This is a genomic window from Micromonospora sp. KC207 (assembly GCF_004348615.1).
Classification (GTDB): domain Bacteria; phylum Actinomycetota; class Actinomycetes; order Mycobacteriales; family Micromonosporaceae; genus Micromonospora.
Genome location: NZ_SMKJ01000083.1, coordinates 1 through 23,271, shown reverse-complemented (window position 1 = coordinate 23,271; position 23,271 = coordinate 1). Strand labels below are relative to the sequence as shown.

At 69.2% G+C, this 23,271-nt stretch carries 21 protein-coding genes, 1 tRNA gene and 2 pseudogenes; 13 read left to right on the top strand and 11 right to left on the bottom strand.

Going from position 1 to position 23,271, the window contains the following annotated elements; genetic code table 11:
• Window positions 1–41 precede the first annotated feature (41 nt).
• Window positions 42–650: a phosphatase PAP2 family protein gene (locus tag E1258_RS13265; RefSeq protein ID WP_243715417.1), complete on the bottom strand. Its 609-nt coding sequence runs from the start codon at window positions 648–650 to the stop codon at window positions 42–44.
• 134 nt (window positions 651–784) lie between these two features.
• The gene (locus E1258_RS13260) at window positions 785–1,273 is read right to left on the bottom strand and encodes a hypothetical protein (RefSeq protein WP_132400159.1); all 489 of its coding nucleotides are present in this window, start codon (window positions 1,271–1,273) and stop codon (window positions 785–787) included.
• 196 nt (window positions 1,274–1,469) lie between these two features.
• Between E1258_RS13260 and E1258_RS13255 the strand changes: the two genes are divergently transcribed.
• Entirely contained in the window at window positions 1,470–2,285 is an 816-nt protein-coding gene (locus E1258_RS13255; protein ID WP_371688610.1) for an SAM-dependent methyltransferase, read from the top strand.
• A gap of 159 nt (window positions 2,286–2,444) precedes the next feature.
• A complete protein-coding gene (locus E1258_RS13250; protein ID WP_132400153.1) occupies window positions 2,445–3,038 on the top strand; it encodes a hypothetical protein in 594 nt (197 codons plus the stop codon).
• 86 nt (window positions 3,039–3,124) lie between these two features.
• Here E1258_RS13250 and E1258_RS13245 read toward each other — a convergent pair whose 3' ends face one another.
• The 3 genes and pseudogenes from E1258_RS13245 to E1258_RS13240 all read right to left on the bottom strand — a co-directional run bounded on the left by E1258_RS13245 (window position 3,125) and on the right by E1258_RS13240 (window position 4,169).
• Entirely contained in the window at window positions 3,125–3,295 is a 171-nt protein-coding gene (locus tag E1258_RS13245) for a hypothetical protein (RefSeq protein WP_207919541.1), read from the bottom strand.
• Between the two features lie 7 nt (window positions 3,296–3,302).
• Window positions 3,303–3,428: pseudogene (locus E1258_RS35860) on the bottom strand (tryptophan--tRNA ligase); the annotation flags it as partial.
• 186 nt (window positions 3,429–3,614) lie between these two features.
• Complete coding sequence (locus E1258_RS13240) at window positions 3,615–4,169, bottom strand: hypothetical protein (protein WP_132400150.1); 555 nt, start codon at window positions 4,167–4,169, stop codon at window positions 3,615–3,617.
• 267 nt (window positions 4,170–4,436) lie between these two features.
• Between E1258_RS13240 and E1258_RS13235 the strand changes: the two genes are divergently transcribed.
• The gene (locus E1258_RS13235) at window positions 4,437–5,816 is read left to right on the top strand and encodes an NAD(P)/FAD-dependent oxidoreductase (protein WP_132400147.1); all 1,380 of its coding nucleotides are present in this window, start codon (window positions 4,437–4,439) and stop codon (window positions 5,814–5,816) included.
• A 1,214-nt stretch (window positions 5,817–7,030) separates the two neighbouring features.
• Here the strand turns inward: E1258_RS13235 and E1258_RS13225 are convergent.
• On the bottom strand, window positions 7,031–8,116 hold the full coding sequence (locus tag E1258_RS13225) for a winged helix DNA-binding domain-containing protein (RefSeq protein ID WP_243715416.1): 1,086 nt from the start codon (window positions 8,114–8,116) through the stop codon (window positions 7,031–7,033).
• 24 nt (window positions 8,117–8,140) lie between these two features.
• Complete coding sequence (locus tag E1258_RS13220) at window positions 8,141–8,875, bottom strand: alpha/beta fold hydrolase (RefSeq protein ID WP_132400142.1); 735 nt, start codon at window positions 8,873–8,875, stop codon at window positions 8,141–8,143.
• Window positions 8,876–8,956: 81 nt separating this feature from the next.
• Here E1258_RS13220 and E1258_RS13215 point away from each other — a divergent pair, with 81 nt between their 5' ends.
• The 3 genes and pseudogenes from E1258_RS13215 to E1258_RS13205 all read left to right on the top strand — a co-directional run bounded on the left by E1258_RS13215 (window position 8,957) and on the right by E1258_RS13205 (window position 12,446).
• A complete protein-coding gene (locus E1258_RS13215; protein ID WP_132400139.1) occupies window positions 8,957–9,928 on the top strand; it encodes a YafY family protein in 972 nt (323 codons plus the stop codon).
• Between the two features lie 674 nt (window positions 9,929–10,602).
• Window positions 10,603–11,900 (top strand): annotated as a pseudogene (locus E1258_RS13210) (IS701 family transposase); the annotation flags it as partial.
• A gap of 471 nt (window positions 11,901–12,371) precedes the next feature.
• Window positions 12,372–12,446, top strand: a tRNA-Lys gene (locus tag E1258_RS13205).
• Here E1258_RS13205 and E1258_RS13200 read toward each other — a convergent pair.
• The 4 genes from E1258_RS13200 to E1258_RS13185 all read right to left on the bottom strand — a co-directional run bounded on the left by E1258_RS13200 (window position 12,412) and on the right by E1258_RS13185 (window position 16,655).
• Complete coding sequence (locus E1258_RS13200; protein WP_132400136.1) at window positions 12,412–12,978, bottom strand: hypothetical protein; 567 nt, start codon at window positions 12,976–12,978, stop codon at window positions 12,412–12,414. The genes E1258_RS13205 and E1258_RS13200 overlap by 35 nt on opposite strands.
• A gap of 622 nt (window positions 12,979–13,600) precedes the next feature.
• Complete coding sequence (locus tag E1258_RS13195; protein WP_256370996.1) at window positions 13,601–14,239, bottom strand: transposase; 639 nt, start codon at window positions 14,237–14,239, stop codon at window positions 13,601–13,603.
• Between the two features lie 11 nt (window positions 14,240–14,250).
• Window positions 14,251–14,637: a transposase family protein gene (locus E1258_RS13190; protein WP_132400130.1), complete on the bottom strand. Its 387-nt coding sequence runs from the start codon at window positions 14,635–14,637 to the stop codon at window positions 14,251–14,253.
• 566 nt (window positions 14,638–15,203) lie between these two features.
• Window positions 15,204–16,655 carry an NAD(P)/FAD-dependent oxidoreductase gene (locus tag E1258_RS13185; protein WP_132400127.1) on the bottom strand — a complete coding sequence of 484 codons (1,452 nt, stop codon included), beginning with the start codon at window positions 16,653–16,655 and terminating at the stop codon, window positions 15,204–15,206.
• Window positions 16,656–16,972: 317 nt separating this feature from the next.
• Between E1258_RS13185 and E1258_RS33300 the strand changes: the two genes are divergently transcribed.
• The 7 genes from E1258_RS33300 to E1258_RS35420 form a co-directional block, all read left to right on the top strand.
• Window positions 16,973–17,143, top strand: a complete 171-nt coding sequence (locus E1258_RS33300) for a hypothetical protein (protein WP_165949752.1) — start codon at window positions 16,973–16,975, stop codon at window positions 17,141–17,143.
• 97 nt (window positions 17,144–17,240) lie between these two features.
• Window positions 17,241–19,085, top strand: coding sequence for an alpha/beta fold hydrolase (locus E1258_RS13180; RefSeq protein WP_132400124.1), 1,845 nt, complete (start codon window positions 17,241–17,243; stop codon window positions 19,083–19,085).
• Window positions 19,082–19,624 (top strand): hypothetical protein, encoded by a 543-nt coding sequence (locus tag E1258_RS13175; protein WP_132400121.1) that lies wholly within the window; start codon window positions 19,082–19,084, stop codon window positions 19,622–19,624. Before E1258_RS13180 ends, E1258_RS13175 begins: the two co-directional genes overlap by 4 nt.
• A 35-nt stretch (window positions 19,625–19,659) precedes the next feature.
• Window positions 19,660–20,388 carry a bifunctional 2-polyprenyl-6-hydroxyphenol methylase/3-demethylubiquinol 3-O-methyltransferase UbiG gene (locus E1258_RS13170; RefSeq protein WP_207919540.1) on the top strand — a complete coding sequence of 243 codons (729 nt, stop codon included), beginning with the start codon at window positions 19,660–19,662 and terminating at the stop codon, window positions 20,386–20,388.
• Between the two features lie 67 nt (window positions 20,389–20,455).
• Complete coding sequence (locus E1258_RS13165; protein WP_132400118.1) at window positions 20,456–21,106, top strand: ABC transporter ATP-binding protein; 651 nt, start codon at window positions 20,456–20,458, stop codon at window positions 21,104–21,106.
• A gap of 14 nt (window positions 21,107–21,120) precedes the next feature.
• The gene (locus E1258_RS13160; protein ID WP_132400115.1) at window positions 21,121–22,659 is read left to right on the top strand and encodes a DUF6297 family protein; all 1,539 of its coding nucleotides are present in this window, start codon (window positions 21,121–21,123) and stop codon (window positions 22,657–22,659) included.
• A 306-nt stretch (window positions 22,660–22,965) separates the two neighbouring features.
• On the top strand, window positions 22,966–23,271 hold a 306-nt coding region (locus E1258_RS35420; protein WP_165949750.1), incomplete at its 3' end, for a transposase.

Sequence of the window (23,271 nt, the reverse complement as noted above, 5' to 3'; positions counted from 1 at the left end):
GACTCTGTTCGTGAGAAGGGGACCCTTCCATACCGCAGGCGTTAACAGGGGGCCCCTCCTTTCACCGGCCGGGCACGGCGGCGCAAAAGTTCGTTAGCGGGCCGGGCCAGCAGCGGGGTGCCGGCGGTGGTGACCAGTGCGCCGAGCAGCAGGCCGGCGAGCACGTCGTGCGGGTAGTGCAACCCGACGAAGACGCGGGAGAACGCGGCGAACACGGCCAGTGGGATCGCGTACCAGGCGAGTCGGGGGGAGAGCAGCAGGATCGCCGCCGCCAGCGCCCCGGCGATGGTGGAGTGGTTGCTCGGGAAGGACCAGTCTCCGGCGGGCGGGCACTGGCCAGCGATGATCGCCAGGTCGACCGGGGCGCGACAGGGGCGGTCCTCGTCCACGACAATCTTGAGCAGCTCGCTGCCGCCGTACGCGAGGACCACGGTGACTGGCGCGGCCAGGGCGAGGGCCAGGTTACGCGGCCCGGCGCCCAGCTTCGGCAGGGCCGCCGCCACCAGAAGCAGCCCGAGCAGGACGATCGACCACTCGGTGAAGTGCGCGGCGAACCACTGGACGGGCTCCGGCGTGCCGTCCGCGAAGCGGACGATGTCGTGGTAAAAATCGTCGCTGAACGGCGGTACGGCTGACAAACCGGTGTTCATCATGGCTCAGTCTACCAAAGTTCACCTGCTGTTCACCTGACCGGTGGCGCCCCGGCGACTCGCCCGCTTCCGGCGGCGCCCGCCGGTAGGGAAGGGCCCCCTGTTGACGCCTACGGTAGAGAAGGGTCCCCTACTCACGCCCGAGGCGAGGCGGGGCCGGGCCCCGCCTGCACCATGCCGGACATCCGCTCGACGACGTCCTCCAGCGCCTCGAAGGCGTACGCCCAGTTGTGGCACTTGAAGCTGCGTAGCCCGTCGATCGGGTTCCGGCAGTCGACGCAGTGCACCCCGGGGATCGCGTCCGGGACCTCGGTGTTGACGTACCGGCGCTCACCGAGGATCACCCGGGTGATCATTGCCCGGTCGTGCACCCCGTGCAGGGCCGACGAAATGATGTCCAGCCAGGTCATCCGCCGGCCGCACTTCGGGCAGTCCGGCTCGTCGCCGCTGACCCACAGGGGCGCGCCGATGCTGCGCGCCGGCATGCCGAGCAGCTTCTCGATCCGTCGTACGTCCTGCTCGGGGGTGACCCAGCGGTGCTGACCGGGCAGCGAGGCCGGCGAGTCGTACACGGCGCGGAACAGAACCGGGTCGACCTCGACAGTCTCCCGCTGACGGGTCATGGCGACCTCCTCGACCTCGCGGCGTCGGCCCGGCCGACGCCCGCAGCCCACCGTCGTCCCGGTGGCCGACGGACACAACCGGATCAACGACACGACGGGTCTGCGGGCAGCCGCGCGAGGTGCTACACATTCAGGGCGCACTCGCTGCGGGGGCTGGCCGCGCGGCAGGCGCCACCCGCTTTCGTGGAGGACACCCGTGACCAGCGAGCCGCTACCGACCGCGACCACCCCCGGGCCGGGCGCCGCCGCCGACAGCAGGCCGAACGTCGCCCGGATGTACGACTACTACCTCGGCGGCTGCCACAACTTCGCCGTCGACCGGGCCGCCGCCCGACAGGTCCTGGAGATCTTCCCCGACACCGGCGTCGCCGCCCAGACCAACCGCGCGTTCCTGCGCCGCGCCGTCCGGCACGCCGTCGAGCAGGGCGTACGGCAGTTCCTCGACATCGGCGCGGGGCTGCCCACCCAGGGCAACGTGCACGAGGTGGTGCAGTCCATGGCCCCCGACTCCCGGGTCGTCTACGTCGACTACGACGAGGTCGCCGTCGCGTACGCCCGGCAACTGCTCTGCGACGCGGCCCGCACGGTCGTCGTCGAGGGTGACCTGCGCCGGCCCGACGAACTGCTCGCCCACCCCGACGTGACGGCGTCGATCGACTTCACCCGGCCGGTCGCCGTGCTTCTGGTGGCGGTGCTGCACTTCGTGCCCGACGCGGAGGACCCGTACGCGGCCGTCGCGCGGCTGCGTGACGCCACCGTTCCGGGCAGCCGGCTGCTGCTGTCCCACCTGACCCTCGACGGCGCCCCGCCGCTGCCCGCGCAGCAGGGCCGCGCCGTCTACCAGCAGAGCACCGCCCCGCTGGTGCCCCGCACCCGCGCCGACATCCTGCGCTTCTTCGACGGGTACGAGCTGGTCGAGCCCGGCCTCGCCTGGCTGGCCGACTGGCGTCCGGACGGCGAGCCCCAGGCGGGGGTGTCGCACGGCTTCGGCGGCGTGGGCGTCCGCCGCTGAGCCGCCGGATCATCGCCTGGCGGCACCCATTACAGTCCGCGTGGCAGGTGGTCCGGTTCCAGGTGGAGCAGACGGTGCTGCTGGCGTCGGAGTAGTAGATGATGGTGATGCTCTCGTTGTCCCCGGGATACGGGATGGCCTCCTAGGAGTGATCCGCGCATGCCGACGACGGACGGGCCGGCGGCCGGCCCCGCAGGGGCGGGAGCGACCCGGGCCGTGACCGACCCGGACGACGGAGCGCGCCTGGCCACGGCCCTGTCCGACCGGCTCGCCACCCTCGCCTTCGTCGACCTCACCACCGAGCAGGTCACGGGGCTGCTCGCCGACACGATCGCCGACTGGGGTGCGGCGTGCGGCTGGCGGGTCTACCGGCGGGCGGCCAGCGTCGTGCCGCTGCCGCCACCGATGTCCGGGCAGCGATCGGTCGTCGACGTGGCCTGCGCCCGCCCCGCCGCGCCGCCCGTGGTGATCGAGGTCGACCACACCGACCGACGCCGTACGGTCGAGAAGCTTCTCGCCGAAGCCGACGCCGGGCGGGTGCCGATCTGGGTCCGGTGGGGCTCCCGTGGCTTCGCCGCACCGCCGGAGCCGGTCCGCATGGTCACCCTCACCGTCACCGCACGGCGCGGGGAGGCCGGCGTACGGCTGCACTCCCGCCGCCCGGCGCGGCAACTCCCGCCGCCGACGCACCATGCCGAGCCGGTCACCGCCGGCCCGCCGGATTCCCTCTTCGACCCCACGGGCGGGAGCTGAGGCGGCGGGTCGGCGGGCACCGGGCGGCGTACGTGGCTTTCACTTGCGCACCGGACACCCGCACCGGCCCGCCGAGTCGGTCGGCGTCAGTAGTAGGTGTTCATGGCGGCCCGCACCTCGGCGAGAGTGGCATCGGCCACCGCTCGGGCGCGCTCGTTGCCCTCGCGCAGCGTCTCGCGGAGGTAGGTGCGGTCCTGCCCGAACTCGGTCCGGCGTGCCCTGATCGGGGCCAGGTACTCGTTGACCGACTCGGTCACGATTTTCTTGAGCGCTCGAAATCTCGTCCTTGACCGTTGGATTGCGGTTGAGTTCGGAAACCGAGACGAGGCTGAGGAAGGGCAGCATCAGTTGGTTGAGCGCAGGGACCGCGCCGTGCGTGAAGATCGTGCTGTTGCCAGCGATCAACGTCCGGCGGGTGCCGGGGCGCGACCCGGAGTTCGCCAACGGTCGCCCGCGCCTCGTGCAGCACTTCGCGCAGCCGGGTCACTCGGGAAGGCGACGTGAACCGTCGAGACATGCTTCGCCAGACAGGGCCCAGCTCCACCGCATACACCCTGCCCGCCCTCCGCTGGTTCCTCACGTCGGGCACGGCGTCCTGGTGCGCCATCGTCCGCTCGTGCTCGCTGGCCTGGCTGCTCGCTTTCGGACACGGCTGTCCATGACACTCCTCCCTCGGCTGGAGCCGGCCCGGCAATGGCCCCGGCTTCGAGCGCCAGGGCCATCGAGCGAAACCATCTCATCGCGATGGGTGCTGGTCGTCAGCTCCAGGAACGTAGGAATCAGGTACAGCTCGTAGTCCAGTCCCTGACCGTCAACCTCCAACTGCTGGCTGCTTCCCGAGAGGCTGGGCGGGCCGGCGCAAGTGCCGGTGAGTGTGTAGAGACCCGGGTCAACGGCGAACTGAAAGCCGCCGTCAGAGCCCGTGACAACCTCGATCCCGACCGGCTCCAGCCGGATCGTCGCCCCCTCCACCGGCAGCCAGTTGTTCATGTCGAGCGCCCGGCCACTGAGGCTCCACATGACGGAGACCGTGAAGGATCCCTGTGTCATGGGACTTAGCCGGCCGTGGCGGTCGACCGCCACCGCGTACACCGGACGCTCACCGCTCAAATGGCCGACGTCGATCGTCACAATGGCCGCCCCATCAGCCCCCGCCGGGACCACGCGCCGACGCTGTATCGGTAGCTGGTCACCGAGGTGTCACCGTTCGCGTCAAACCTCCCGAGGTGCGCCTCGGTCAGGGGCTATAGCGACTGAAGTCGATCGGCATGCAGATCGGGAAGTGGCGGAATCGCTGACGGGAAATCTACTGTCAGCTAGCCGTCCACGAATTCGCTTTGCCCACGGGCATGCCGCGTCGCTCACTGTAGACACCCATTCAGTGAAACGGAGTCAGCCGTGGCTACCACCAATCGAACCGGGCAGGCGATCATCCTCGGCGGCAGCATCGGCGGCCTGCTCGCCGCGCGGGTGCTCAGCGAGTCGTACGCGAAGGTGACCGTCTTCGACCGGGACGAGCTGCCGGCGGAGGCCGTCGACCGCAAGGGTGTGCCGCAGAGCGGGCACTCGCACGGGCTGCTCGCCCGGGGCCGCCAGATCCTGGAGGAGTTCTTCCCCGGCCTGACCGCCGACCTGACCAGCCAGGGGGCGGTCGCCATCGACGTCCAGCGGGACTGCCTCTGGATCAACGACGGCCATCGAATTCCCCGGGTCGCCTCTGGACTGGAGGTGCTCTGCGTCAGCCGGCGCGTTTTGGAGGCGTACGTCCGGGACCGGGTCCGGGCGCTGCCCAACGTGGAGATCCGGGACAGGTGCGAGGCGTTGGGGCTGCTCGCCGATGGTGGCGCGGTCGTCGGCGCGCGGGTCCTGCCCCGGGGCGGTCGGGAGGAACGCCACGACGCCGACCTGGTGGTGGACGCGACCGGCCGGGGCAACCGCGGCCCCACCTGGCTCGCCGAACTCGGCTACCAGCCGCCGGTCGAGGACCGGGTGGACCCTCGCACGGTGTACGTCTCCCGCGACTACCGCCGCACCCCGGGCGAGGCCGACTTCGCCGCCTTCGTCAGCAGCCCCTCGCCGGCCGCCCCGCGCGGCGGGGTGGCCATTGCCGCGGAGGGCGACCGGTGGATGGTCACGCTGCTCGGCGTCGGCCCGGACCAGGCCCCACCGACCGACCCCGAGGGTTACCTCGCCTTCACCGCGCGGCTGCCCGCCCCGGAGCTGCACGCGCTGCTGAGCCGGGCGGAGCCGCTCGGCCCCCCGAAGCGGATGCGGCTGCCCACCAGCGTGCGCCGTCGCTACGAGCACCTCGCCCGCCTGCCGGAGGGCTTCATCGCGGTCGCCGACGCAATATGCAGCTTCAACCCGGCGTACGGGCAGGGCATGACGGTGGCCGCGGCGGAGGCGGTGGTGCTGCGCGACTGCCTCCGGCAGGGCCGGAAGGAGCTGCCCCGCCGCTTCTTCGCCAGCGCGGCGAAGGTGGTCGACGTGCCGTGGGACATGGCCGTCGGCGCCGACCTGCGCTACCCGACGGTCGTCGGGCCGCGCAGCCGCCGGACCCGCTTCCTCAACGGGTATGTCACCCGGCTGCACGCTGCCGCCGCGCGGCACCCGGTCGTGGGGCGGCGCTTCCTGAGCGTCGCCAACCTGATGACGCCACCGCCGGGGCTCTTCGCGCCGGGGATCGTCGCCCGGGTGCTCTGGTCCGGCCGGCGTACCATGCCGCACCCCGTCCACGTGGAGCCGGCGGCGCGTGTCAAGGAGCTGGCTGGCCGCTGAGCCGGGCACCGCGGGTGGGCGGCCGGGGGACAACCGCCCACCCGCATGACCGCCTGCCGCCGACCAGGCCGCTCACCGTGTTCGGTCCCGCAGCCGTCCGTCCCGGATCGCCTGCGAGCGCCATCGCTGTCACCCGTGCGGCGGCCCCTCCGGCCGATCGGTTCGTCACCGTTCACCGGTGCCGTTCCTGCCGTTCCTGCCGTTCCACCGCCACCCGTCGCCTGGGCTGCTGCCTACGTACCGCGTCATGCCCTTCGCCGGTCCTGGAGACAGTCTGCTGACCGCCGGGCGCCACGTCGACTACCCGGCCGACGATGCGAGACAAGCCACTCGTCCCACCTGCAGAAACCCCTACCACCCGAAACCAGGACAGTGGGAACGCTGCCCAACCAACAGTCGCCTGGACGAGATCGTGGGCCCGACCGACGGCAATCTGCCTGCCGCGAATGCCCCTGACCCACGAAGCATTCGGCAAGCTGTCGAAACACCCCATCCTCGAGCATCTGCGTCTGACCCTGGTCGCTGTCGGCGCACTGCCCGAGAGCGACGAGGAACTCGTCCGCCTCGAGCAGGCGCTCACCGACTTCCTCGCCGCGTTACAGGATCCGCACCGCCGGAAAATCCTGCACCGCTACTTGATCTGGAACCCGCTCAGACGGCTGCGCAGCCGAAAGAACGGACGCTCTACGGCTCGCAACAAGCCCTGCGCATTCGCCTGCACCGACGTGCAGCTGTTCCGACTCGCCACCGAAATCCCCGCGGCAATCCCGGCCCGAACACTCGGGATCAGCGGACGCAGGGCTGGCCGCAGCGCCCAGGTTGGCGATCGTCGACCGACCTCCTGCACGCCGAGACCGAGACGAGGATCGACCTGGGCGCGATGCCCCCGGAGGGCGTTGCCCGATGCCGAGCAGCGTGGGCGCGGCTCACCGGACGTCAGACATGCGTCGTCCACGGCGACCCCCACTAAGCCATGTCGAGCTGCCGCCGGAAGCACCCGCGATGAACGAAAGGCGTACGGCAGGCTTCTTCAGCACCAGGTCCAGCGTGACTGCCGCGGCCGACCGACAAGGTCTGGCGATGGTCACCAAGTACGAGCAGTCCTGGTACTTCGGCAGCCACTTCGTCGCCGAACTCCGCCGTGGAGCAGCGTTTCGCTACCAGTTCCCGAGACGGTCACGTCACCTACATAACCGGCCCGGCCGGCCTGCGCTCTACGGTTCGATGAGTGCGGTGGAGCGCAGGAAGCGCACGACGGCAGCGGTTTCCGTGTCGACTTCGGTCTGGATCTGAGGTGGCCAGGGCTGGAACGGCTCCACCTGGATCGTGCGTCCGCCGGAGCGGCGCGTCCAGGTGGCGACGGCCAGGCCGTCGGCGACTACGGTAGCTCGTATGGTTCCGCCTCCGGGCCAGACCCGGGCTTGGTGGGCCGCGGGGACGGAGCCCTCGCGGGTTCGGGAGCCGGTCAGGTAATTGTCGTAGGCCGGGAGCAGACGTACGTCGGGCGTGCGGGGCGTGTCCAGGGGCAGGTGGCCGTGTCGGGCGAGCGCGGTCAATCCGGCGTCCGTGGTGATCGTGCCGGATTGCGCGAGTTTCTTCCATGCGCTGCGTGCCCAGGTGATGGGTAGCCCTGACCAGGCTGCGAAGTCTTCGACGCCTGCGGGCGCGAAGGCGATCAGGTAGCGGCGGGCAAGCTCGGCGAGGGCGGCGTCCTGCTCGAGGTGACTTCCGGTGCTGGGCAGCCAGTCGTCGAGCAGGACGTAGGTGGCGTCTGCGGCGCGCTGCGGGCCGTGGCAGATGATGCCGGCGAGTGCCGCGTGGCGGATCAAGTGGAAGGGCGCCTGTCCGTCAGGGGAAATGCCGAGGGCGGTGAGGTGTTCGGTCAGCTCGGCTCGGGTCAGCGGCCCGTGCGTGCCCAGTACGCGTCGGATCAGGTGGTCGGCGCGCTGGCGTAGGTCGTCGTCCAGGCTGAGCTGCTGGTAGCGGCGGCTCGTCGCCGCGAGGAAATGCGGGCCGAGCAGGCGCAGCGCCCAGCGGGCGTCCTCGCCGGGGATGGTGTGCAGGGTGCCGCGCATGAACCAGTTGCGGACGATGCTTCTCTCGTCCTCGTACGCGGTGCGAATGGCGCTGGCCGTGATGTCGCGGCCGCGCGCGCGGATGCCGAGGTCGGCTGCCGTGGCGTCCTGCGCTTGGATGGCGAAGACCCGCCGCACGACCGCCGCGGCGGAGTCCTCCCGGACGCCGTCGGCCAGTGCTTGCGCGCGGGCGCGCATCCGGCGGACGCGCTTTTGGTGAAGCATCGGATGCATCTCTGCTCCGCGCCGTCAGGAGACGGCCGAGCCGAGAACGTGTGCGAGTTCGGCTGGGGCCGACAACATAGGCCAATGCCCCGTCGACAGGTCGAAACGCCGCCACGGCGGCTGGTTGAGGAACGCCAACATCGGCAACCCGGCGTCCAGCAGGTTCTTGAAGTCGTTGCAAGCGACCAGGACGCGGTCGACGTCTGGGCTGGGTTCGGCCGGGCCGGCGAGCCGCTGCTCGAAGGTGCCGAACGGCTGGGAGGTGGCACCTGCGCGCAGAAGCCCCCGCTTGTTCTCGTCGAGTCCGTAGAGGCTGCTGGACAAGCCCAGGACGTCAAAGGGCGGCATCGGCAGCCGCCACCCGTCGCCGAACTCTGCTACCTGCTGGCGCAGCTGGTCGACAGCCTCGGGTGGCATGAGGTCAAGCATGCACATGCCAGCGGCGAACGGGGCGCTGTCCACGTAGACCACACGCTCCAGCCGATCACCAAGGCGCCCGGTGGCCCCGGTGACGGGAGCAGCTGCGTAGCTGTGGGCGACCAAAGTGACTTCGCGCAGATCGCGTCGCTCGACGAAGTCAGTGATGTCCGCAATATGGGTTTCCAGGTCCGTCTCCGGGGTGCCCCGGTCGGCGTACTCGCCGAGACCGGTCAGCGTCAGCGGCAGCGCCGTATGCCCGCGCTCACGCAGAGCCTGCGCGGTGTCTTCCCAGGCCCACGCGCCGAGCCAGGCGCCGGGAACGAGTACGAAGGTAGCCATGTGATCTCCCTGAAGTGAGGTGCCGCCGCGAGCGTAGGATCAATACAGGACAAGTTCCGCCCTGAAATGGTCGAGTGATCCATGTCGCATCCCCTCACCCGCGTATTGACCCTGCTGGAACTCCTCCAGTCGCACACGCGGCTTCCCGGCTCCGAGCTGGCCGATCGGCTCGGCACCGACGTCCGCACCGTGCGTCGGTACGCCGCGCACCTGCGCGAACTTGGCATCCCGGTAGAGGCCGAACGAGGACGCCACGGCGGCTACCGCCTGGCCCGCGGCTACCGGATGCCACCCTTGGTGCTCACCAACGACGAGGCCCTCGCCGTCGTCGTGGGCCTGCTTGCCGCTGAGCGGCTGGGCATGAGCATGATCACCCCCGCGAATTCGGGCGCACTGGCCAAGATCGAACGAGTCCTACCGCACAGCCTGCGGGAGCCGCTGGCCGCCATGCGAGAGACCTTGTCCTTCACGACGAACGCGGTGACCGCACAGGCACCCGAGACGAGTGTGCTGCTGGCCCTGGCCCAGGCGTCGCGCGCCCGCACCACCGTCGGCATCAGCTACCTGTCCTGGCACCAGGACCAGACCGAACGTGACCTCGATCCCTACGGCGTCGTCTTCCATCGCGGCCGCTGGTACGCCGTCGGCCGCGACCACCGGCACGACAGCCTACGGACCTTCCGCATTGACCGCATCGCATCAGTCACGACCCGCACGCAGACCTTCACCGCCCCCGACGACTTCGACCCCGTCACCCACCTGACCTCGGCACTGGCTCAAGTGCCCTACCGCTGGGACGTCGAGGTTCTCATCCACGGCCCGCTGGACGACATCGCCCGCCGACTGCCCCGCTCCGCCGTGACACTCACCGCAGACACCGCCGGTGTCTTGATGCACGCAAGGGCAGAGCGCCTGGACGGAATGGCCCACCTGCTCGCCTCCCTGGAATGGCCCTTCACCATCCACCGACCCGACGAACTACGGCAGGCCCTGAAGAACCTGGCCGACCAGCTCACAGCAGCCGCAGAGCGAGCACCGGGACAACCGTCGTAGCGGGATGCCGCGACCAGCTCACGCCCGAGCCCTGGCTCGATTCGATCATCAAGGTGCCGGAGCTCGGACAGAATCGCGCGATGAGCAGGCAGTCGCCGATCAACGGCACACGAGGGCGTCTCCCACGGGCGGATTGACAAACGAGCTGGTTGAGCGGGTCGCGACACGGCGGTCAACGCACCTGCTTCGGGTGGCGATCGACGCACCGGACACCGCCAGCAAGACAACCCTCGCAGGCGAGGCGGCCGATAAGCTCACCGCGCAGGCGGCAAGGTGATCCGGGTCGGCGTCGATGGCTTCCAGCAGCCACGAGCCGTGCGACACCGGCGCAGCCTGCCTGCGGAAGGGGCTTCTACCAGGACTCGTTCGACTACGCGGCCCTACGCGGGTTGCTATTGGACCCGTTGGGCCGGGGCGGTAATCGTCGCTACGGACCGCGCCTTCGGCCACCATCAAACCGTCCGGAGGACGCGCCAGTGCGAGTAGCGCCCGACGGGGCGGTTTCTTCCGTTCGATCGGGAATTCCTGCTACGCCGGGGACTCGACGGCTGCTCGGATTTGCGGGTGTCAGTACGGCAGCCGCCGTTTGAGATGTCGCTGGTGGGGGCTGGGTAGACGAGGTGCGGCCGCCGCGTGATCATCTGTCTGTTGTGGACATGACTTCAGATCTGCCGGTGGCCGTGTGCCACAGCGTGAACCCTGCCCGGTGGTGGCAGGTCTTGACCGGGGTGTGCGACGGGGTCGCGGGACGGTTCGGGCGGGTCGAGTCGCGTCGGACGGCGGTGGTGTTCGTGTCGGGGCTGCTTCCGGATGTCGAGGTCAGGACGTGCTGGCAGTTGGCGGAGCGGGCCGGGCGCGCGCGGCCGGATGCGATGCGGCGGTTGTTGTGTCGGGCGGTGTGGGACGCCGACGCGGTCCGTGACGACGTGCGGGCGGTGGTCGTGGGCCGTTTGGGTGGCCCGGACGCGGTCCTGGTCGTCGACGAGACCGGGGGCCTGGAGAAGGGTGTGCACACGGTCGGGGTGCAACGCCAGTGCGCCGGCACCGCCGGCAGGATCGGGAACGCACAGGTGGGGGGTGTTCTGCGGCTATGCCAGCAGGCACGGGCACACATTGATCGACCGCAGGGTTTACCTGCCGGTGTCCTGGACCGATGACCGGGACCGATGCCAGGCCGCCGGAGTCCCCGACACGATCGAGTTCGCCACCAGCCGTCATGGCCGCAGAAATGATCACCGTGGCCCTCGACGCCGGCGTCCCGGCCGGGTGGGCAACCGCGGACGAGGCCTACGGCAACAGCAGCGTCTTCCGCGCCCACCTGCGCGGACACCGCCTGGGCTATGTCCTGGCCGTGTCCCGCAGCCACCTGATCCCCCTCGACGGCGGCAAGACCCGGATACGGGCTGACCGGGTCGCCGCCGAGCTACCGGCCTCGGCGTGGCAACGCCGCAACGCGGGAGCCGGATGCAAAGGCCCGCGTCTGTACGACTGGGCCTGGCTCGACGACGTCTGCACCGACGCCGACCCCGATGACAGCGGCCACCACAGCCTCCTGATCCGCCGCAACACCACCACCGATGAGCGGGCCTTCTACCGCTGCCGGACCCCACGACCGGCCACCCCGGCCCCGCTCGTGCGGGTCGCCGGCATCCGCCGGACGGTCGAGGAGAGCTTCCAAGCCGCCAAGGGCCAGGTCGGCCTCGACCAGCACCAGGTCCGCCGCTGGGACTCCCGGCACCGGTTCACCACCCTCGCCCTGGCCGCTCTCGCCGTCCTGGCGATCCGCGCCGCTGACGCCGCCGACCACGGCCCGGCCGACACCGGACTGATCAAGCTCACCGTCAACGAGATCCGCCGACTGATCAACGCCTGCGTCATCCGCCCGATCCGCAACCTCGCCCACCGTCTGCGCTGGTCAGACTGGCGCCGCCGCCATCAAGCCCGAACCCGACAAGCCCACTACACCCGACGCCTCAACCTCGAAAGCAGCGGCGTCCGGGTAGTTGTTCAACGCCATTCTCTACGTCAGCCGCACCGGGTAGCCGGCGTGTTCATTCTTGCCTGGCAGGCTGGGTAGGGCGAATGGGTGTGGTGCTGTTCGTCGGCGACGGTTCGCTCGTGGACCCGGGGCCGAAGCCCGTCCGACAAGGTGTTGGCCAAGCTTCGCCGCGAGCTGCAAGCGCTCGCTCAGTGGCACCTCGGAGGACTTGGCGCTGTTGAGGTCGTCGCCCACGTACCGGACGATCCCTTGGGGCGGGGGCAGCGCAGGGAGCCGAGGCGGTCGTAGATCCTCCGGGCTGGTGCTCGCAAGCCGCCGCAGGTGATCGTCACGTAGGACCGGAAGGCGTCTGCGGATTCCAGCACGGTTGACCGAACCGGGCCGCAGAGCTGCCCACAGGCGGACCCGACCCGGGGGAGGCATTCGGGTAATCTGTGGCTCAGCGGGCCGTTAGCTCAATGGCAGAGCTGAGGACTTTTAATCCTTAGGTTCTGGGTTCGAGTCCCAGGCGGCCCACCAACCGCACCATCGTGCGAACCGGTGGTTGTTCATCGTGAGTGCCCCCGTCCGGGTTGGGCGGGGGCATCGTCGTGTCGGTGGGGATCTTGAAGACGGGAACGACGCCCTGGTCGGTGAGTCGGACTTCGACGATGAGGGTTCGATGGCTGCCTTGCGTTCGGTGGCGGTGCCGCTGGTCATGATGGTGGTGAGGTGGTCGCGGATCCGGGTGATGGTGCCGGGTGGCGGCGGTGTGGGTTGGGTGGCGAGGCCGGCCTCGAGTTCGGCGTGCCGGGTGTGGAGTTGGGTCAGTCGTTGGCGGAGTTCGTGGATGCGGGGGGCCGGCGGTGGCGTCGTCCATGGTGCCGTTTTCGAAGGCGGTGTGGTAGCGGGTGATGGCTGCGTCGGTGGTGGTGATCTGGTGGGCGATGGTGGTGAGTTCCGCCCTCCGGTCGTGGTTGGTGGTGTCTCGTTGGGCGTGGGCGCGTTCGATCATGGCGGCCAGGATGGGTTCGGCGGTGGTGTTGAAGTCGTGTAGGGCTTTGAGGATCATGTGGTCGAGGTCGTCGGCGGGGAGCCTTGGGGCGGTGCAGGTGGCGTGTTGGCCGTAGCGGCTGCGGGTGAAGCAGGTGCACAGATGTAGTAGCGGTAGCGGCGGGTGCGGCCGGTGGCCAGTAGTTTTGGCTCTGATCCACTCGGTTGTGGAGTGGTGCGTGATGCTCAGGCATGCAGGATGCGGTGCCGGAGTTCCAGGACATGGACAGTCCGGCGGTGACGGCGGCGAGGTCTTGGCGTAGCCCGCGGGCGAAGCTGCGGATGGCTGCTGCCGTGCTGGCCTCGGCTTTGCCGAGCCAGTCGGGTAGGTCTTGGCCTCGAAGGTTGGTCATGATCACGGCGAAGGAGCTGACGATGTCAGCGGCTTCGCGTAGTGCAGGGCAGCGGTCAATGATCGTGTGTCGCTTGGCCCGGTGCTCGCCGGTGAGGGTGTTCGGGTCACGGGTGATCCAGTTCGTCGCTTGTCGCACGGTCACGCCGGTGGGTGGGCTTGGAGGTGGCTCGCCGGACTCGCGGAGGGGTTGCAGGTGGCGGCGGACGGTGCGTTCGCTGCCGCGGTAGCCCTGCTGGCGGATCTCGGCGTAGATGAGGGCGGCGTCGGTGCAGCCGGCGTTCCACCGCTAATGGATATGGGTCAGGTAGGGATGCAGGGCTCGTCCGGTGCTGCTTAGGCGGCCGTGGCTGAGCAGGTCGTCGGCGGTTTCGGCTTGGGCGTAGCGGCGTATGGTCTTGCGGTCCAGGCCCAGGTTCTCGGCGATCGCGTTGATGTTCACGCCGGCCCGACGCAGTTCGTGGACGGCGGCGTGTCGGTCTCGGGTTCGTGCGGCCAGCGGGCCTTGAAGCTGTTCAGGGATCGGAGCTGCCCGCGGTTGTGGCGGCTCATCTTCGGCCTTCGGGTTCGGCGGGGCGAGGCAGTTGCGGTGGGCGGCCGCCACCTTCTCGACGGCCTGGCAGAGGTTGCGCCATAGGTGGAACCGGTTTGCGATTTGCACCGCATCAGGGGCGGCGGTTCGGGCGGCTTCGGCGTAGCTGCTGGCCCGGTCCCGGCAGATGATCTCGATGCCGGGGTGTTCCCGAAGCCATGCCGCCAGGGTGCCAGAGGTCCGGTCGGGGAGGACGTCGATCGGGTGCCCAGCCTCGATGTCGATCAGCACCATGCCGTAGACGTGACCCCGTTTGAGAACGAAGTCGTTCACACCCAGGACCCGCGGCCCTCGGACGGACGGATGGTCACGCTGTGAACGGATCAGTCGCAGCATCGTGTTCGGGCTCACGCCCATCTCGAGCAGCTCAGCCGGGCTCCAGCACGCCCGGCCAGGGCGTGTCCGATCGCCGTCAACGTTCGCCGAAGCGGCTGACTGCGGCGGGTGAATCGACCGGTCAAACCCTCGACCTGCTCTACGAACGTTCGTTGACGGCAGTCCAGCGTTACGCACACGAACCGACGAACACGCAGGTCCAGCACCACCGGCGAGCCTGCCAGCGCGACATCGGCCAGCCTCCGCCGATAAGAGCCGTGCACCCGACTCGACGCCGTCTCGCAGTCCGGGCAAGCCGCCATCGTCGCAGAGGCCGCCGCCGAGATAATCACCTTGCCGTTCACCACGGCGACATTCTGAACCGTTACCCCGTCAAGGTGAGACATCACCGTCGCCATCACGTCATGCCACAGTCGACAATGATCAACCACCCGCCACGGGCTATGCCGCGATCTGGTGCAGCGTAGTCGGTGTGAGGGTCTGTTCGTAGTCGGCGGGGCTGAGGTAGCCGAGTGCGGAGTGGCGGCGGCGGTGGTGGTAGAAGGCGATCCAGCGGAACACGTCGCCGGGGGGCCTCGGTGGCCCACCGTCACCTCGACGAGACACCGCACGAGTGGCTGTGGTTCATCGACCAGCGCCGGCGGTCCGCCGTCGGCGAGGATCTCAACACTGCCGTCGAGGTTCAGCCCGCCCGAATCGGTGCGCGAACCATCCCACCAGATGGTTCAGACCGACGGCCAATCGGCGATCTCGTCGACCACCACAAGCAGAGAACATGACTGGTCCTCGACGAGAGGTGGCACAACACGCCGTGTGACAGCACCGCCCTTCCGCCGGGAACACCGACGTGCATCTAGCAGATTTCTCGCCGGACGCCGGGCCAAAACCGGCACTGAGCTGCGATTGTGTTCAATTCACCCAGCGCCGCTGGAGTAGTGCAGAACAAGCTGAGGAACCCAGACAGCTATCCTGCGACGAACTCGAGCGGGTTCCGCCGCACACCGAAGCGCTGCCGCAGCGCACGGCCGGCTGCGTGCACGCCGCACATCCCGTGCACCGCCTGACCCGGCGGAGTGGAGGCCGAGCAGAGATAGACGCCGGGCAGCGGGGTCGCGTACGGGTCCCAGCGCAGGACCGGCCGACTTGCGAGTCCCCAGGCGGTCGTGGCGCCGCCGGAGATGTCGCCACCCACGTAGTTGCGGTTGTGTCGTTCCTGCTCGGCGGCAGTGATCACGTGGGTGCCGAGTACCAGGTCGTGGAAGCCGGGTGCGAATCGTTCGATCTGCGCCTGAATCTGGATGCTGACATCTCGGGTCGAGCCGTTCGGCACGTGTGCGTACGCCCACAGCACGTGCCGGCCGGCAGGGGCCCGGCCCGGGTCGACCAACGTGGGCTGCACGGCGAGCACGTACGGCCGCTCGGCGTGCCTGCCGGCGGCGACTTCACGCTCGGCGAGGTCGGCCTCCGCGCGGGAGCCGACCATGTGTAGAGTGCCCGCCCGCGCACAGTCGGGCGCGGCCCACGGCACCGGCCCGGCAAGGGCGAAGTCCACCTTGCAGGCGCCGCCGCCGTGTCGGAAGCGCGCAAGTGCCCGTCGGTAGCGGGCCGGCAGTCGTTCTCCGGCCAGCCGCAGCAGGCCGCCCGGCGCGACGTCGAGCAGGACCGCCCGGCTCGGCGGTAGCTCATCGAGGGACGCGATCGGCGTGCCGGTGAGAATGGTCGCCCCGCGGCGGTGTAGCTCGGTGGCCATGGCGTCGATGATGCGCTGGCTGCCGCCGACGGGGATGGGCCAGCCGACGGCGTGCGCGAGGGTGCCGAGCACGAGGCCGATCCCGGACGGGGCTAGGCCGCCGACCGGCGCGATCGCGTGGGCGTTTACGCCAGCGAGCAGCGCGGGCGCCACATCGCCGGAGAAGCGCCGGCCGCGCAGGGCGGTGCCCTGTTCGAGCATCGACAGCGCGAGCCGGGCGGCCGCCGTGGGCCGGGGCGGGACTGTGCGGAAGTCAGACATGATAGCGGCGACGACCTCCGGCCAGCGGGCGACCAAGGGTGCGAAGAGTGCCCGCCAGGCCTGGCCGTCCGCTCCCAGGCCGTCGGCGGTGCGGTCGAGGTCCGTCCAGGCGAGGTCGGCGCGACCGCCGTCGAGCGGGTGCGCGTACGCGATCTCCGGTCGGCGCAGGTCGACGCCGTGCCGGGCGAGGTCGAAGGCCCGGAAGAACGGTGATGCCAGCGCCATCGGGTGCACCGCTGAGCAGACGTCGTGCCGGAAGCCCGGCAGTGTCAGCTCCTGGGTGCGGGCACCACCGCCGATGGTCGGCGCGGCCTCGAACACCCGGACGCTGAGCCCGGCGCCGGCGAGCACGAGCGCGGCAGCCAGACCATTGGGCCCGGCGCCGACGATAACAGCATCGACCACGGTATTTAATTCTTTTGCAGCCACCTTGGCGGTCTCCCGTTGGTCGCCGGGCGCTTTCCATGCTCCAGTTGGAGCGAAGTTAGTGGATGATATAAGTTGATATACTTCTATCACAGCGGTAGGTAATGGTGATGTTTGTCGCAGTCAATGGGGGGCGTACTGCGGATGGTCTTTCGGTTAGCGTGAATCCTGGCTACAGGAGGCCAATCCACATCAGCTCGACGAATGTCAACCGGATCTTAGTATTGACATATGTGAATTCTAAGGCGATGTCCTGTCGGTCGGCCTGCGTCGGGTTCTACCTCACGGGAGGCGCGATGTACGACGTTGTCAGCCACGCCAACGGCATTTCGGAAGAGAAGTTCGGCAAGCTCTCCGCCGACAGTCCGGCCAAGAAGATGACGGCCACCACGCCGGTCTTGTTCACGCCAGCGGCCGTCACGGTCCTGGTTCCGGCGGCACTGATCACGGCAGTGGGGTCCGTCTGACGGGCGGCGATGTGGGAATCGGGGCGCACGACGGTGGGCCCCGATTCCCGCAATCGTATCGGAATCCACCACCGGCCGCAGTGGAAGGGACGACAACGTGAGCCTTTTGGCGCGCCTGGCGCGTTCGGTATTCACCGCGCGGTCATTGGATCGCGAACGGACGCTGCTGATGGCGGAGAGAATGAGCGCCGCCACACATCTCGTGGCGAGCCTAGAGTTGCTGGCGCGAAGTGCCGACCGGAAACCCGGCGGCGTCAATGACTGGAGTGTCAGCCAGCAAAATATCCGCTATCACGGGGTCCTGACCGGAAAGCTGCTCAATGCAGCTTCCGATCCGCGTACGACCACCGTACTGCACGTCGCCCGCGCGCTTTCCTCAGCATTTCTGCTCGCCCCCACGGATCGCCTGCACAAATCCCGGTTCGCGGCCAACGCGATCATCTCCACCGCAGCGGTCGGCACCTTCCACGGCCAGATCTACGGCTCGGACGGCTCCGATCAGGCTTCCCTGCTCGTGCAGGCTGCGGCGACGGTGGCCAGGTCCAGTCGCGACCCGCGCGTGGTCGACGCCGCACTGTGGTTCCTGGCCCTGCAGTCGACGCTGAACTACGCCGCGTCGGGCTGGGTAAAGATGGTGAGCCCGACCTGGCGCTCCGGCCGGGCCCTGCCGGGCGTCATGCGCACGGTCACGTACGGCCACCAGGGCGCGTGGAAGACGGCGACCCGCTTCCCCAGGTCCGCGATGGTGGTCGGCCATGCGGTCCTCGCCATGGAATGTCTGTTCCCGGCCGTGTTCGGCAGCCGCGGCAGGCTGACTCCCGCCTTCGTCGGCTCCGCCGCGGCCTTCCACGTCGCCAACGGTGGTCTGATGGGGCTGGGCCGCTTTGTCGGCGCTTTCTCCGCGATGCACCCGGCCGTCCTCTACGCCACTGATCCTCGTCGGCGAGCCGCCTCCACCGAGCAGCCTCATCGACGCAGCGACGTGCTGCCGATCGTGGCCGGCGCCATCGCTGCGGCGGGTCTCGGCACCGGATTGGCCGCCCAAGTCCGCCGGCGTCGCGTCGTCATGCGCAGCAATGCGCAGGCGCGCCGCCTGGTGACCGGTGCGGGCAACACCCTGACCTATACGCTGACCAATCCCGCCGCAGCCGGCCCGGTCATCTTTCTCGAGACCGCGTTGGCGGCCACGGACCAGCACTGGGAATGGATTCGGCGCGGTCTTGCCGCGAGCTTCACCACGGTCGTCTACCAGCGGGCTGGCTACGGCACGAGTGAGTATCGCGCTCGCCGCGGTTTTACGCTGGCCGACTCGACCGCCGACTTCACCGACCTTGTCGCGCACACCGCCGACGACCGGTCGATCCTCATCGCCGGTCATTCGCTGGGCGGCTATCTGGCCCTGCGGTCGGCAGAGGCGATCGGCGCGCGGGTGCGCGGAGTGGCGCTGATCGACTCGAGTCACCCCGGCGAGCTGATCCGATCGGCGCGGCAGGCCGGGGGCACCCGGATGTTGGACAGCACGCTGCGGCTGATGGCACCGTCGATGCGGCTCGGCCTCGGTTCGCTGCTCGACGCGCCGGAGGCTTTCAAGCGGCTGCCGGTCGAGTCGCAGCCGTCAACGCTGGCCCAGTACCGCGACCCGAAACTCTGGTCGGCAGCGCATCGCGAGTGGAAGGCCACCCGGGCCGAGTTCGACGCTTTCGATGGCCAGCTTCCCAAGGTCGAAGCGCGGATCCTGGTGCTCGCCGCAGGCAAGACCATTGAGGACGACCCGGCCCAGGCAGAACTCAACGCCGAGCTTGGCAGCGCTGGCAGCGCGATGGTCTCGCACGTCGTTGCGGATGCCGATCACGAAACCATCATCACCGCCTCCGGTCATGCTGACGAAGTGGTTGGCCACGTCACCGCGTTCGCCCGCGACCTGCGGGAGGGACGCCGATGAGCCGGCGCGTACGCGGTCGCGATGTCCTCTGGGGCGGCGCCTGCCTCGGCCTCGGCGCTTGGCTCGTGGCCAGCGTCGCCAGTCAACACCCGCAGCGTGTCTTCGATCGGGTGCGCCGCTACGACGTCACCGGCACCCTGATCCCGGACTGGCGGTTTCTCGCCCCGGAGCCGGCCCAGCACGACTTCGTGCTGCTGCGTCGCACGTTGGAGGTGGACGGCACCGAAACGCCGTGGGTCAACGTGGTCAGCGTGCGGCAGCGCGCCTGGTCGCACGGCTTCTGGTTCCCCCGGCGGCGGCTGGACAAGGCGATCTTCGACCTATGCGATCAGCTGACCCGGCAGATAAGCCTGATCGGCGACGACGGCACCAGTGGTACTGCATACAAGCTGCTTTGCGGCCTGGTGGAACGCCACGTCCGCACGGCGGCGGGCGCCGTCGCCCCGAAGGGCTTCCAGTTCATGCTCGCTCGCAGCAGCGGCTACGACAGCAGCGAAGAGCCCGAATACGTCTACCTATCCAGATTCGAAAAGCTGTGACAGTCCCGACCCCTGCGAGAGAACAGGATTTGCCGGTGATCCCCCATGCGCCGTACGGCGATCGGTTGGCTGCTGTCTACGACCAGATGTATCCGCACATCGAAATCGACACCGAGGCCACGATTGCTCTGTTGACCGAGCTTTGCCCCGCACCCGCGAGGGTGCTCGAGTTCGGCATCGGCACCGGCCGCATCGCGCTGCCACTCGCCGCGCGCGGCTACGAGGTGTACGGCATCGACGGCTCACCCGCCATGCTGACCAAGCTGAAGGAGAAGGACCCGGACGGCCGGGTCAGCGCCGAGATTGGCGACTTCACGACGCAGGGGACGGGACGCGAGTTTGACCTTATCGTGGTCGTGCTCAACACGTTCTTCTCTGCCGTCACGAAGGAGCGGCAGCTCAGTTGTCTGAAGCTGGTCCGCGAGCAGTTGGCGCCCAGGGGCCGGTTCGTAGTCGAGGTGTTCGAGCCGACACCGTTCCACAGCCTGGAGCGGCCGTCGCTAACCGTACGCCATCTCGGCTGCAACGCGATCATGCTCGACACCATCAGCGTCGATCGTTCGATGCAGCTGATGGTCGGTGTACACACTATTCTGGATGGTGGTGTGCCGGAGACAACTCAGCACGTGATGCGGTACGCCTTTCCAAACGAGCTCGATCTGCTGGCTGAGGCCTGCGGCCTGCGCTTGGAACAGCGCTGGGGCGACTTCTCGAAGCAGGCGTTCACGGCCGCGAGTCAGCGTCACGTCTCCGTCTACGTCTGACTCGGCTCTCGCGGGTGTCCGATACACTTCGGATCGACCCTTTCGCCAAATTGCCGAGGTGTTTCTGATGGGTTCCCGGGCCGGAGGGCCTCCCGTTGCGGTCGATGTCGCCGGGCTGTCGGTCTCCTACGGCCCGACGAAGGTGCTGGACCGGGTCGATCTGAGGGTCCCGACCGGTACGGCCCTAGCGCTCCTTGGGGCCAACGGGGCGGGTAAGTCGACACTGCTGCGATGTGTGGCGGGCATCCAGGAGCCCACCGCGGGCGCGGTTCGCGTGTTCGGCGAGCCGCCGGGTAAGGGGGTCGACTTCTGGCGGCAGGTGGCCACGACGGTTGAGTCACCTACCTGGTATCACGGGCTGACCGTCCGCGAGCACCTCGAGTTGGTCCGGGTGGCCAACGGTGGCGGCGCTGCGGACGAGGAAATCGATCTTGTCTGTGCCGCCCTTGGCCTCACCGGCCTGGACGGGAGCCTGCCCAGCACCCTCTCGTCCGGGCAGCGCCAGCGGTTCCTGCTGACCGCTGTGCTGGTCCGGCCGAGCCGGCTGCTGCTGCTCGACGAGCCGGAGCAACGCCTCGACAGTTCCGTCAAGCGGGCGGTCGCCGTGCATCTCGCGTCCTATGTGGCTGATGGTGGCACGCTCGTGATGGCCAGCCACGACGAGGAGTTCGTGGCGGGCTCGGGGGCGGTGCCTTTCCTGGTCGGTCGTGCGCAGTAGTGAATCCACTGACTATGGCCCGGAGTAGCCGCGACAACGCCACCGCCCCGGCCGTGAATGTCCGGCGTTGGCTGCGCGCGCGGCAGGTCGCCGCGAACGGCCGGGTGGATCCCTCGACCGTCTACAGCGTTGCGCTCGCCATGGGGATGGTGTTCGTCCTGGTCGGCCAGCCCGTCATCGAGATGCTGTGGCCGAGCGAACCACAGGCCGGGACGGTCTCGGGCCTCGTGCTCGTCGGTGTCGGGGTGGTACTGGCGGGGTTCTTCCGCGTCCTCCGCCAGATCGGCCCGTTGTCGATCAGCCGCAGCGACGCGACCTGGCTGCTGCCCGCGCCGGTGTCCCGGCGGATGCTCTTCACTCCGGCGATTGGTTTGGTCGCTTCGGCGGCGATGGTGGTCGGCGGGCTGGCCGGGCTCGCCGTCGCGGCGCGGATCGAGCAGCGTTCGGCCAATCGGGCCGCGGTGCTCACCATCGTGGTGGCCGGCTGCGCCGTCGCGATGCTCGTTGCCCTCGTGGCGATCCAGGTGCAGCGCCGTTCGGCCGCGGCCCGCTCGGCCGATCTTGCCGTGGGTGTCATCGGTACGGCCCTGCTGGCTCTTGCGGTGGTCGTCCAGATCGGCGGTGACCTCACGTTCTCCACGGCGGGGCTGCGGTCCGGGCCGCTCGGGCTGGTTGTGGCCGGTGGGCTGCTGCTGATCACCGTCGTCGCGATGGTCCTGACCAGGCGGGGGGCGGACGACTGGCCGGTCCACCGGATCATCGAGGCCTCCGCCACCGCCGGCGCGTACGCGGACGCGGTCTACGCGGTCGAGCCCTCCTTCCTGACGGAGGCGAGCACTCGCCGGTTTTGGCGGCGCCGGGCAGGATTCGTCCCGTCGCGTCTGTTTCGCTGGGCCGCCCTTCCGCCGTTGGTGAGCCAGGATTTGATCATTGTCCGGCGTAAGGCGGTCAAGGTGTGGTGGATGCTCGGTACGGCGGCGCTGCCGACCGTGCTGGTGGATTCGCCGCGGTGGTTACTCATCGCGATCGTGCTGATCCCGGCGCTGGGCCCGGCGGGCCTGACCGCAGAATCAACCCACAGCGACCGGGCCAACCCGGCCCTGCTGCGCCTGCTCGGGCTATCCGGGCGGCAGGTGATGGCCCAGCGGCTCGTCGTGCCGAGCGTGCTCGCCGGGGTCTGGTGCGCGCTGGCGCTCGCCGGCCTGCAGGTGGCCGGCCGGGTGGACGGGCCGTGGTGGCTGCTCGGCCTGGTAGCGGGTCCGGCGCTGGCGGTGGCGGGGCTGCAGCGGGCCAAGGCGAGCGCGACCGGCCTGGGCAGCACGCTGATCGAGACGCCGTTGGGCGCGTTCCCGTCGGGAATGCTGCTCTGGCTGGCGAACGGCGTCGACGTGCTGGCCGTGCTGACCTTGCCCATCTCGATCGGCCTGGCGCTGACGTCGGCCCCGGAGGTACTGGGCCTGCACTCGATCGGTTATCAAATTGCGGCCTCGGTGCTGGGCTGCACGCTGCTGGTCACTTCGTCGGCTGGGGCCGCGGGCAGACTCGTCAACTGAGCCCGGAGGCCGTCCTTACTCAGACCCTTTGGGCAGCCCCCTGGGCGACGCGCCGGGCGCGCGATCCGTTCGACCGGGTCCAGGGTGGGGCGATTTCGGCTCTGTCTCACATTCGAGATGCTGTTGGTGATCTTGGTTGTGTCATCGGGGTGGGGTGCGTCGCTGCCGGAGTTGAGGGCTTCTCGGTGTTGGGGTAGTGGGATGTCGATGGGGCGCGGTTCGGGTTCGGTGGTGCCGGTGGAGACGGCTCGGGTGGCGTAGGCTGCGAGTCCGAAGGGCACTGTGGCGATGGTGACGCGGGATCGGTTGGAGGAGCTGTTCGTCGGTGACGACTTCGTTGGCTGGTTTCCGGTCGATGGTCGTCGGGGGTTGTCGCCTGGGCGGTTGGCGTTGGTGTCGGTGTTGCAGTACGCGGAGAATCTCACTGATCGGCAGGCGGCGCGGGCGGTGGCGTGGCGTGTCGACTGGAAGTACGCGTTGGGCATGGAGTTGACCGAGCCGGGGTTTGATCATTTGGTGCTCAGCGGGTTCCGGGACCGGCTGGCCGAGGGTGATCGGGCTGATCGGTTGTTCGCGGTGATGGTGAATCGGTTGGCGGGGGTGGGGTTGGTG